The organism is Cytophagales bacterium (assembly GCA_019456305.1).
Classification (GTDB): Bacteria; Bacteroidota; Bacteroidia; order Cytophagales; family VRUD01; genus VRUD01.
On record VRUD01000002.1, the window covers coordinates 39,962 to 52,360 of the forward strand.

General features: G+C 37.3%; 8 protein-coding genes. 3 read left to right on the forward strand and 5 right to left on the reverse strand.

The features are described 5' to 3' along the window. Window positions 1–157: 157 nt before the first annotated feature. The 5 genes from FVQ77_00680 to FVQ77_00700 all read right to left on the reverse strand — a co-directional run bounded on the left by FVQ77_00680 (window position 158) and on the right by FVQ77_00700 (window position 5,874). Complete coding sequence (locus FVQ77_00680; GenBank protein ID MBW8048862.1) at window positions 158–1,513, reverse strand: hypothetical protein; 1,356 nt, start codon at window positions 1,511–1,513, stop codon at window positions 158–160. A gap of 217 nt (window positions 1,514–1,730) precedes the next feature. Beyond that, window positions 1,731–2,504, reverse strand: coding sequence for a type III pantothenate kinase (locus FVQ77_00685; GenBank protein ID MBW8048863.1), 774 nt, complete (start codon window positions 2,502–2,504; stop codon window positions 1,731–1,733). Further along, on the reverse strand, window positions 2,488–2,937 hold the full coding sequence (locus FVQ77_00690; GenBank protein MBW8048864.1) for a hypothetical protein: 450 nt from the start codon (window positions 2,935–2,937) through the stop codon (window positions 2,488–2,490). The genes FVQ77_00685 and FVQ77_00690 overlap by 17 nt, the downstream gene beginning before the upstream one ends. Further along, window positions 2,930–3,199, reverse strand: coding sequence for a nucleotidyltransferase domain-containing protein (locus FVQ77_00695; GenBank protein MBW8048865.1), 270 nt, complete (start codon window positions 3,197–3,199; stop codon window positions 2,930–2,932). Before FVQ77_00695 ends, FVQ77_00690 begins: the two co-directional genes overlap by 8 nt. A gap of 2 nt (window positions 3,200–3,201) precedes the next feature. Beyond that, the gene (locus FVQ77_00700) at window positions 3,202–5,874 is read right to left on the reverse strand and encodes a TonB-dependent receptor (GenBank protein MBW8048866.1); all 2,673 of its coding nucleotides are present in this window, start codon (window positions 5,872–5,874) and stop codon (window positions 3,202–3,204) included. A gap of 358 nt (window positions 5,875–6,232) precedes the next feature. Here FVQ77_00700 and FVQ77_00705 point away from each other — a divergent pair, with 358 nt between their 5' ends. The 3 genes from FVQ77_00705 (at window position 6,233) to FVQ77_00715 (ending at window position 12,172) form a co-directional block, all read left to right on the forward strand. Further along, window positions 6,233–9,349, forward strand: coding sequence for a DUF3856 domain-containing protein (locus FVQ77_00705; GenBank protein MBW8048867.1), 3,117 nt, complete (start codon window positions 6,233–6,235; stop codon window positions 9,347–9,349). Between the two features lie 219 nt (window positions 9,350–9,568). Then, window positions 9,569–10,708, forward strand: coding sequence for an anhydro-N-acetylmuramic acid kinase (locus FVQ77_00710; protein ID MBW8048868.1), 1,140 nt, complete (start codon window positions 9,569–9,571; stop codon window positions 10,706–10,708). Window positions 10,709–10,822: 114 nt separating this feature from the next. Then, window positions 10,823–12,172 carry a citrate transporter gene (locus FVQ77_00715; GenBank protein MBW8048869.1) on the forward strand — a complete coding sequence of 450 codons (1,350 nt, stop codon included), beginning with the start codon at window positions 10,823–10,825 and terminating at the stop codon, window positions 12,170–12,172. The last annotated feature ends 227 nt before the right edge of the window (window positions 12,173–12,399 follow it).

Genomic DNA, 12,399 nt, shown 5'->3' on the forward strand with positions numbered 1-12,399 from the left:
TCATGTTGCAAGCGCAGCGAAGCAATCTCTTTCAAATAGAATGAAAGCAACGTGAACACATGGGCATCTCTAAAAACTACACCATACATTCCCCTCTATCAAGAGGGGCAAGGGGTGTGTTTTAAAAAATATGTAGTTTTTAGAGATGCCCACATTTCTAATCCACTTTCCGCCTCACAAACCATTTATCATTAATTGAAATACCTGCATAAATCCTAAAATATCGCTCTTTAATAAGGCCATTACTTGTTGTTCCTCTTTGACCTATAATAAATGCAAGGTTTAAATGAGACTTACTTTTCCTAACTGGCAAAGATACACCAAAATTGATACCAATATTTTCTATTTGCTGATTTTTTAATTTTATCGGGGTTTTAGAATAACTAAATCCTGTACGATAAGTGATCCTTTTCAGGTAGTTATTCACAGAGCGGATGTCAGGAATTAACTCTCCTCCCAAACTAATAGTATAGCTGTTTTGTAGAGTCTGGCTGCTAACATTAAAATCCCGGAAAGATGACCAGTTGTATGTAGAAAAATCAGCAGCAACAGACCAATGCCCTGGATTATCAATACCTAATCCAAACTGAAATCTGCCAGGTAATTTTACATTACCTAACGAATCGTTCATAATTGTATCGGTTGAAATGATTTGATCAAATCCAAAATTGTCTTCTACCTGCCTTTGAATAGTAAAATCTCTTTTTGCATTGTGTTTAGATATATTGATTTTAGAACCAAAGTCATAAGCTGTTCCTATATTGAACCATGTCTTACCGGATATTTTTTGTCTATATGCTATACCGGTTTTAAATATAAAATCTGAAAGGGTTGTCCTTGTATGAAAAGCCATTTTGTATGGTACGTCATCAACAATTAATTGTGAAACCGATTCATTGATAATGGAGCCGAAAAGATATGAGATATTAATTCCGATAGAAAGACCTTTTAAAATTTCAATTCCGTTTGTCCAATAAAGCTCGGTAATGCCTCCATTCCCCCGATAAGTGTATGAGACAGTATCATCGTCAGGGGTTGCAACAGAGGTATCAATAAAAATTGGTCTAACAAATGATACGCTATAGTTTACATTACTAAATGGTTTCAGGCCAACACTACTTGTCCATTTTTGATGTAAAGGAAAAGCAAAAGCCAGGTAGCTTACATTAGCACTCCCATCCCTTTGGGATAAACTTTCTGTGGTAATCTTTTTATTTTGCCCGACAAGGCTTGCCTCAAAAATGGTGAGCTTATTTCGGGTAAGTAATGCCGGGTTCTTATTGTTTATAAAATTAGGATGTGCCAGGCTGGTGCCTGTATTACCCATAGCAATATTCCTGATAAAGGCTGTATTGGTCAAATCCCCTATCCCAAACTGTGAGTAAGGAGAATTGCCTAAATCCTGTGCGTAGGGATCATTCTGAGCAATAAAAACAATTATTGAATATGAAAAAATGTATTTTACCGCTAAGACGCTAAGACGCAAAGGTTTTAAAAAAAAAAATGTAAGCATATATTTTACCGCAAAGGCACCATGTCGCCTATCCCGATGGTAATCGGGACAAAGTTATTAAAAAATTATTTTCTTTGCCCCTAGTTCTCAGGGTCTTTGCGGGGATTGCGGATTTTAGACTTTAATTTACATAACTATCTGCTAAATAGAACGCTGATGACGCTGATAAAACGGATAATCACAGATAAAAAATCAGCGCAAATCAGCTAAATCAGTGTCATCCGCGTTCTATTTGTCTTTTTTGGGTAACTTTGCGGTTATTTTTTTTCAAACTGTATTCAAGTATTTTATTCAATCCAATTAAAACCAATTCCGGCACCACAAAGATGGGGGCTTTTAGTCGTTTTTCAAAAAATCTGGCATCTCCACCGCAAAGAATAACTTTCAAATCATCAAATTTACTAAAATAAGCGCTGATGATACCTTGTAATTCAGCGATAGTGCCATTTATAACGCCACTTTCAATAGCATCATGTGTATTTTTTCCAACTAGATCGAATTCCTTTATTTCCTTTATTTCCTTTTTCAGTAACGGGAGTTGTACCGCAAAATTATGTAATGCTTTAAATTTCACATCAATTCCGGGAGAAATACTTCCACCATGATAATTATTATTTTTGTCTATGAAATCAAAGGTAATACAAGTGCCTGCGTCAATTACAAGGCAGTTGTTTTCACGATACAGATGATTCGCCCCTACAACTGCGGCAAGCCTATCCATGCCCATGGTTTGTGGAGTTTCATACAGGTTATTGATGGGAAGGGGGGTACGATGGTCTAATTCAATTATTTCACAATGCTTACTTACTGATTTTAGCAATTGCTCATTATCCTTTTTTACCGAAGAAATAATAGCTTTATCAACCTTTTTTTCAATAATGAATGAAACAATTTTGTTAAGATCAAAGTTATCATAAAATTTAACTAATTGATTTTTATCAAAAAGAGCTATCTTGGTGGTAGTATTACCGATATCAATTGCCAGGTTCATGGGGGGCGGGATCTGTGTTGAAATATTGCTCGATTTCACTTAAAAACGTGCTCCAAACATCAGTTATATTATCTGACAATTTTTTCAACTCCTCTTCTTCCAGCATATAACCATATCCATGAACAAAGGAGTGCCTAAAGGTTAAATAGTCATATAGTCTGTGAGCTAATGATGCTGAAATGATACCATGCGAAACAGCTTTTTGAACTAATTCTTTATGCCAGTATTCAGATTTTGGAAATGTAAGATGTTTTATTTTGTAAATCTGTTTTATAATATTTTCAATACCGTTATAAAAATTGTGAATGAATGTAGCAATAGCAGAAAGTTCAATAACACTTTTATCAGATCTCATTTCTGCATCTTTAAGATTTTCTAATGTAATTTCAATATGTTCTTTTTGGGCTAATATTTCTTCCGGTAGATCAGCCATATATTTTCAATCCTTTTTTGATAATTAACCTATTAAACAATGTATCATCAGATAAATCAACCAGGTCAACAGGTTTAGGGAGTTCTCTAAATAATTCGCCATAAAATTTAAAGAAAAAACCAGGTTTAACTCCTTTCACAGCTATGTCTATATCTCTATAATCTGTATCCTCATTGATAGAAGACCCAAACAATATGACTGTTTTAACATCATACTTTTTTGCGCACCTTAAAATGATATTTTTCTCTGAATTACTTATCATATTTACAAGCTCAATGTCATTTTAGCAAAATAAAACGCTCCATTTACCCCAAATTGCTGCACTCTCCTGCTGTAAACAAACATGCCGCTGTTTATATTCTCAGAGTGTTCGTGCTTATCGGGATATACATCCAGTATATTATTGGCGCCAATCGTCAATTTCAGGTTGTTGTTAAACTTGTAACTAATGCTGAGGTCAGTAATTATTTTAGGAGAGAAAACCTGGTCTCTTGATTCAAATTTAGGATCAATGTATTCTACCACGCCAAATCTGGTATTACGCAATAAGAAGTACCATTTTCCAACTTCATAAGTAAGCAGCAGGTTGATCTTGCTGTTGGGCTGTGCAACTTCAATACGTGAAATCTCTTCACGGTTATACAGTATGTCTTCTTTTCCTTTTAACAGATCAGGCGCTTTAATATCCCCCACTACTTTGGTTTCGGTAAAGTTAGCTGCCAGGGTGGCAGTGAGTCGTCCCGGTCCTAAATTGCCGTAGTAAGAACTTACAACATCAATTCCCTGGGTTTTCGTATCAACAGCATTGGTGAAGAATTGTGCAGCTCCTGCACCGAGCGGGTCAAGTATATTAGCATAAAGTGGGTCTGCATTTGAATCAAACCTCCCTGAAAGGACAATTCTGTCTTTAATGTTGATCAAATATCCATCTATAGTTAATGACAAGTGATCTGTTAACTTAGCGGTAACACCCAAACTTGCATTGTTTGATATCTCCGGTTCCAGTTGTTTAATGCCGAAAGCTTTGGTTACAGTGCTCTGGTTGTTGAAAGTTCCAACCTGTACTGCTACTCCTCCAATAAACTGCGTGCTCAAATTATTGAAGTATAGCTGGTGGAGTGAGGGTGCACGAAATCCGGTATTGTAAGCCCCGCGAACAGAAATACGATCAGTAACTTTGTAACGGGAAACTAATTTCCAGGTAAAGTTATCACCAAAATCGCTATACAGTTCATATCGTGCAGCAGTACCAAACAAAAGTTTAGAGGTTATCTCTGTCTCAATATCTATGTAAGCTGCAGTGTTGGTCCTGTTTTTGATCAATTCATTTTGTGGTTGAAAACCAGGGAAAACCTGGGCACCGGCTTTTCTTGATGATCCGTCAGACAACGTATCACTCCCATCAATCCAGGAGGCGTCTTCACCTGCAATTATCCGGTAATTTTCAAGACGGAATTCCGCACCAAAAGCCATGTTAACAGAATTGACCCATGAGAGGCTGTCGAATTTCCTGGAAATATCCAGGTTGCTTGTGTTCTGACTGTACTGGAATCCGCCACAATAGAAAGTGGTCGGAGTAGCAGTACCCAAAGAAGCATTGTCTGAGTTTTTTACTGTGAAATCAAATTTGTTGCTGCCCACGGTGTTGCTGAAATCGGTGATCCACTCGTTCTTTTCACCTCTTATGCCTGCAGTAAATGAACGGTCGTGAATGTCGGTATGTATCTGAGGAGAAAAACCGTAACGATAAAGTTCAAGAACCACTTTATTTTCATCTTTAGGAAACCTGTAGAATCCCCTGGCTTCACCTTTTCTGAAGTTGAACCCCCCATTTGCGTATAGTTCTACTCCGGCTTTTATTGGCACAACCGAATTGAAAAACATGCTGGCATTAGTGGTGGCAGAATTTCCGATCTCCATTACTCTGTGATTTTCATATCCTGTATTAGCCCAGAAAACATCCATCGAATCAAGATTAGAATCTCTTGCATCACCGTAAACTGTCCCTGTATAATCCCCTGATCTATTTACCGATCCTCTTTCAGTATAATCTCCCGTAACATTCACAAATCCTCCATTACCAATTTCAAATCCATAGTTGGCATTGGCTTGTTTTACCAGTCCATCACCTTGCTGCGTGATGCCTGTGGTAACGTTGCCCGAAATGATACCTGTTTGCTCTTTTAAGACAATATTGATCACCCCGGCAATAGCATCCGAACCGTATTGAGCAGCTGCACCGTCCCTGAGAATCTCAATGTGATCTACTGCTGCTATTGGTATCGCATTGAGGTCTGTGCCGACCGTTCCCCTACCTACGGTGCCATTGACATTCACCAATGAGCTGGTGTGCCTTCTCTTTCCGTTGATCAATACTAATACCTGGTCGGGACCAAGCCCTCTTAAGGTTGCAGGATCTATGTGGTCGGTACCGTCAGATATGGTTTGATGTGTTGAGTGGAAAGAAGGAGCAAGGTATTGAAGGATCTGGCCAACATTTGTTTGAGAAGAATTGCTAAGGTCCCTGGGCCAGTACACATCAACCGGTACTGCAGTTTCCATTAGTGAACGGGATTGTGTCCTGGAACCTAATTCAACTACCTCATCAAGCATACTACCGGTCTTAAGCATAAAGCTTACTGTAGCATCTTTTGAGGCAGTAACCTTTACCGGGTTGATTACGGGAGCGTATGTAACAAAACTCGCCTTTAATTGATAAGTGCCTGGTTCAGCTTCGAGGGTGTATACGCCATTTACATTAGCGCTTGTACCAATCGTTGTACCTACTATAATTAAATGAGCGCCAGGTAAAGGGCCAAATTTATCTGATACTGTTCCGGTAATCTTTCCTTTTTGGGCGTAAACCCCGTTAGATAATAAAAGTAATTTAATTAAAAAGAAAGTACTAAAATATACACATAATCTTCTTAATTTCATAATTTGCATTTTTGTTATTTGTGATTATATTAATAATTTGGCATCAAACCCCGTTACAAGTTTTAGCTATAACTTTTTCAGAAAATATGCAACTTTAATTAGTGTCTGTCTATAAAGTAGAATGTTTAATATATTATAGTAAAAACATAACTTCGTAAGTTGATTAAAAAGTCGGCAGTCCACAGTCGGCAGTCAGCAAATTTGCCAACTGCCAACTGCCGACTTAATGTTGAAACTTTGGATTTTCATTAACGAATATTTTTGACATTATAGACAGACACTAATTAGTTGTAACGGGGTCAAAGATAGTGAAAAAAATAAATACAAGAATATATTTGTCCTAAATCTATATTTTATTATGAAAAACAAAACATCCATACACCCTCCAATCTTTGGCGAATTGCACCTGGCACTATGTGCTATACGCTTTGCGTTTTGCGTTCAACTCTTCTTCAAATTAATCCTGGTATTGCTGCTTAGCACAGCCTTGTCTATTGCCTACTGTCAACTGTCAACTTCTTCATGGCAAGCCCTCTACGATAGCTCAGATGTATATTATTACAAAGGTGATTATCTAAAAGCTGCAGAGTTTCTGCAGCTTGCATTGCCTTTGGCTGAAAGTGAATTTGGTAAAGATTCAGCATACGCATTGACTGTTAATGACCTGGCTTTATGTTATCATGAATTGGGAAAATATTCTGTAGCCAACACTTTATACCTGCAAGCTTTAGACATCTACAAAATCCAATTAGGTGAAAACCATCCTTCTTATGCCGCTACAATAGTCAATATTGGTATGGTTTATAAAGATATGGGTCAATACATCAAAGCTGAAAAATTATACTTACAATCAAAAAAAATATATAAAACCACGCTGGGTGAAAATCATCCTGAATATGCCCTGGTACTCAATAACCTGGCAACACTTTATTCTTATATGGGTAAATATATAGATGTAGAAACACTACTTTTAGAATCCCTGAAAATAAAGAAAAAACACTTAGGTGAAAGCCATCCTGATTATGCAAGTTCCATCAACAACCTGGCACTTCTATACAATACGATTGGTCATTACAGCAAAGCTGAAGAATTATATTTACAATCATTAAAAATAATTAAAAATCTATTAGGAGACAACCATCCTAAGATTATAAGACCCCTTTACAACCTGGCAATTCTTTATACTAATATGGGCCGGTATAGCAAAGCTAAAAACTTGTTTTTAAAAGCATTGAATATAGTCAAAACCCATTTAGGGATTTACCATCCTGATTATGCAGGTATACTCCTGTCTCAAGCAGATAGTTATAAAAAAATGGGTCGCTACAGTGAAGCAGAAAAATTATATTTAGAAGCCATGGAAATATTTAAAACCCGGTTAGAAGAAAACACTCCGGTTTATGCTATTTGTCTTAACAGCCTGTCAGGGTTATATCATACCCTTGGCAGGTATAAAGAAGCAGAACAATTAGATCTGAAAGCTTTAAAAATATTTAAAACCCGGTTAGGAGAAAACCATCCTAATTATGCAAGTTCTCTCTTGTCTCTGGCAAATGGTTATAAAACAACAGGCCGCTATAGTAAAGCAGAAAAATTATATTTAGAAGCAAATAATATTGTTAAAAACCATTTTGGAACAAACCATCCTGATTATGCAGTTTCCCTCAGTAATCTTGTAAGTGTATATGAGAAAATGGGAGAATATAGAAAAGCTGAAATGTACTATCAACCTTTAATGTATAAATATCTTTACCATATCCATGTTTATTTCCCCTCTATGAATGAAAAAGAAAAAGGAGCATTTTATGAAACGATCAAGGGTGAGTTTGAGAAGTTTTATGGATTTGCATTTTCAACCTCCAAATTCCGTACAGCTGAAAAAGAAAGGGAATTACTTGCAAATGTGTACAATTATCGCCTTTCAACCAAGGCCCTTTTATTTAACGCAACAAATAAAGTACGTCAGCGGATCTTGGGCAGCAATGATAGTACGCTTATCCAAAAATACAGACAATGGCGTTCTGACAAAGATTATCTCGGTAAGCTTTATACGCTAAGCATAGCTGAAGTAAAAAAACAAAGTGTAAGTATAGATTCTTTAGAAGCGCAAGCCAATTTGCTGGAAAAGGAATTGTCTAAAAATTCTCAATTATTTGCAAAGGAATTTGATAAAAAAATTTACGACTGGAAGGACGTACAGGCACAATTGAAAGAAGATGAGGCGGCTGTGGAGGTAATACGATTCAGAAAATATGGTACTATTGTAGAAAAAATTTCTTTTAGAGACACTATTTACCATGTCCAAAAAGATGGCTTTACAGAAAAAGTTTATTATGCAGTCCTGATCTTAACAACTAACGAACTAAAGTTCGTAGTACTGGAAAATGGCAAAGAATTAGAAAAAAAATACCTCAATAATTATAAAAATTCTATTAAGTTTAAGGCATCAGATAAAGACAGCTATGAGCAATACTGGTCAAAAATTGCTGAAGCACTGAAAGGCATAAATAAAGTCTGGTTTTCACCCGATGGGGTTTACAACCAGATCAACCTGGCTACGCTGCAAAATCCCGAATCAGGTAAATTTCTTATAGAGGAAATGGATGTGCAGTTGGTTACCAACACAAAAGACCTGGTAGATGATAAAAACTTCCGAGGTTTTCAAAACCTCGGAGGTTTAGTCCCTGAAAAAACTGCCTCGCTTTACGGCTACATCAACTACCAAAACACAGGCATGCAAATACTACCCGGAACTAAAAAAGAAGTATCCATGATTGACTCATTGTTAAAATTAAATAAGCGGAAAAGTAAAATCTACCAATGGAATGCAGCTACTGAAGATGCCATTAAATCCGAACAAAGCCCTACCATCTTACACATCGCTACACACGGTTACTTTCTTTCAGATAATGAGATCTCGGGAAGAAATATTTTTGGGATTGATTCGATCTACTATGTGATGAATCCGTTGTTGAAGTCAGGGTTGATTTTTAGCAGCTCCTCTCTGACTTCCCCGAGTACTCAGGGGAGAACCGGCAAACCCCTATCCCCTACAGGAGGGAAAGGGGATGGCAAAGTCTCCCCACGTAGGGATTTAGGGGGTGGCGGCAAAATGGCTGGAGTTCTTACCGCCTACGAGGCAATGAACCTCAACCTCGACAATACAGAATTGGTAGTATTGAGCGCATGTGAAACAGGCCTCGGTGAAGTACAACATGGTGAAGGCGTTTACGGCTTACAGCGCGCCTTGCAGACAGCAGGTGCAAGATCGGTGATCATGTCTCTGTGGAAAGTGAACGACCAAACCACGCAGGAACTAATGATTTCGTTTTATTCCAAATGGCTGCAGGTCGAAGATCCAGACGCAGTCGGGGGAGGAGATAAGCATAAAGCATTTAAACAAGCGCAATTAGAACTTAAAGAAAAGTATAAACATCCTTATTATTGGGGGGCGTTTGTGATGGTTGGGAACTAAGTTGTCTGGCGACTTCAGTATTTTAATTTTAATTAAAATAAGAACTATTTATCTTTAGAAAGGTCTTAAAAAACAACCCAAAGTCGCCAGACGACTTCTTCAATCAGAGTTGCCTGATGACTTCAGACAACTCAACGACTCAATACAAACAAGCAGCAGTAGGCAGCGGCAGTTGGCAGTCCTGCCTCCTGCTGCTGCCGCTGCCAACTCTAAAATACTATGGCTTCGAAGTACAAAGTAATAGGTGTAATGTCCGGCACCTCCCTTGATGGCGTTGATATAGCATTTTGCCATTTTGAAAATAAAGATAATCGCTGGAATTTCAAAATTATTAAAGCACAAACAGTTTATTATAACACACAATGGAAACAACGGCTCGAAAATCTCAGTAAGCTGGATGCTTTGACTTTTGTAAAAACTGACATTGACTACGGGATATATTTAGGTGATATCATCAAAAAATTTATTGAAGTAGAAAAAATAAAACCTGAATTCATTGCTTCCCACGGGCATACTATTTTTCATCGCTCAAACCAGTCAACAGCCGGCAGTCGGCTGTTGGTAGTCAGTAATAATTTGATCAGCGCACAAATTGGTAATGGGGCATATATTGCAGCTACTTGCACGTTACCGGTAATTTGTGATTTTCGCTCCATGGATATTGCTTTGGGAGGCCAGGGGGCGCCACTGGTAGCAATTGGAGATAAATTACTTTTTTCGGAATATGAATTATGTTTAAACCTGGGAGGTATTGCTAATATATCATTTAGGGGGGCTTCCTTTGATATCTGCCCCATGAATATAGTGCTCAATTATTTTGCAAACCAGTTGGATGTGCCCTTTGATAAAGATGGAAAAATAGCAATGTCGGGTAAATACAATGCTGAATTATTTAAAAAACTTAATCAATTAAAATATTACAAGTCAAAATATCCTAAATCTATTGGAAAAGAATGGATAGACGGGAACATACTACCGATATTGGAAAGTTCCGGGATCAGTATTAAAGACAAGCTAAATACTTTTTGCCATCATATCGCATACCAAATCACATCAGTAATAAAATCTAAAAACAATCATAATAAACAATGCCGGCTCTTAATAACCGGTGGCGGTACCTATAATGATTTTCTCATGTCTTGTTTAGAAACAAATTTACAGGGCAATATCCAACATCCAGCCTCCAACATCCAGCTCATTATTCCAGACAAGCAATTAATAGAATACAAAGAAGCGCTTATATTTGCATTTTTGGGTGTATTAAGGATGAGGAATGAAGAGAATTGCTTAAAGTCAGTTACCGGAGCAAAGCGTAATAGTGTAGGTGGCGCTATTTATCAAGCAGAAAAAAGGTTTTAAATAAAGAAAGACTAACAAGGTCAATTGTCAACTTTTTTTGTAGTTTTACGCCTTCTAAAATCGTCATTCGTCATTCGTCATTCGTCATTCGTAATTTGTAATTTGTAATTCAACATGCTTCCCTCTGCCTGGTCTGTCATCCCATTTATTTTGCTTCTCTCTTTGATTGCCATGGGCCCATTATTTTTTGAGCATTTCTGGCATAAAAAGTATCCGTTAATCTCAGTGTGTTTAGCAGCATTGGTTGTGATCTATTACATTTTCATGCTGGACAATTCACATAGCCCTATGCATGCTGCGATTGAGTATATGCAGTTTATCTCATTGCTCGCATCTTTGTTTATCGCATCAGGCGGCATTCTGATCAAGATAGACAGGGATGGAACTCCAATGGCAAACACCATCTTGCTAATCATAGGATCTGTTGCTGCAAACCTTATTGGGACTACCGGAGCCTCTATGCTTCTTATAAGGCCATTTATACGTTTAAACAAAAACCGGATTAAGGCATATCACATTGTTTTTTTCATATTCATGGTGAGCAATGTAGGTGGTTCGTTAACCCCCATAGGCGACCCACCGCTTTTCTTAGGCTTCCTAAAGGGAATACCATTCTTCTGGACATTATTTCATAATGTGATACCGTGGGCTTTTGCGGTTTGTATTCTTGCGTTGGTATTTTATTTCTTTGATAAGAGAAATAATAGCAGACATGTTAGCAGTACGGATGACATGTCTGGGCAGATAGAAAACCATACCGGTAAAGTTACAATTAAAGGAAGCAAAAACTTTTTTTGGCTTGGGGTGATCATCTGTGCCGTTTTTATTGATCCCAATGTATTTGACTGGGTGCCTTACATATTATATGAGGAACAAAAGATATCTTTTTTAAGAGAGCTCATCATGCTTTCCACGGCTGTTTTGTCGTACAGGTTTGCAAACAAAGAAGCATTAACAGGCAATGAGTTCGAATTTGAACCAATCAGGGAAGTGGCATTTTTGTTTATAGGTATTTTTGGAACCATGATACCTGCCCTTGATCTTGTTGCTCAATATGCCAACTCTGAGGCGGGTATGGCAATGATCAATCAAAACAGCTTATACTGGGGAACAGGCGCGTTATCTGCTGTGCTTGATAATGCCCCTACTTATCTTAATTTCTTAGCTGCCGGCATCGCATCAAAGGGAGGAACCATCCAAAACATGGCTGAGATAAGAATATATGCTGCAGGTGGCTATGCAAATTCGATCATTGAACTGACTGCCATATCAATTGCTGCAGTGTTTTTTGGGGCTATGACCTATATAGGTAATGGGCCAAATTTTATGGTAAAATCCATTGCTGAACAAATTGGAATAAAAATGCCCTCTTTCCTTGGTTACATTATTATGTACTCATTACCAATATTATTGCCTATTCTCTTTTTGGTTTGGTTGATATTCTTTTATTTTCAGTTGATTTGAATTTTCTGCCACAAAGAAATTTTTAGTTTTTCTTTATGGCTTTGTGGCAATTTTTTTTATCATTAGGATTTTTTAAAGAGTTCTAAAAAAACCATATATTTGGGCTTTTATAAATAAAATAGGCTTTAGTTTAATATAGCGTGTTAAACTGTATCTTAGCTCTGTAAATGTACACGAAATTGATAAAATCTGCAGTCTGCAGTCGGCAAAAAGGCAAAATTGATAAA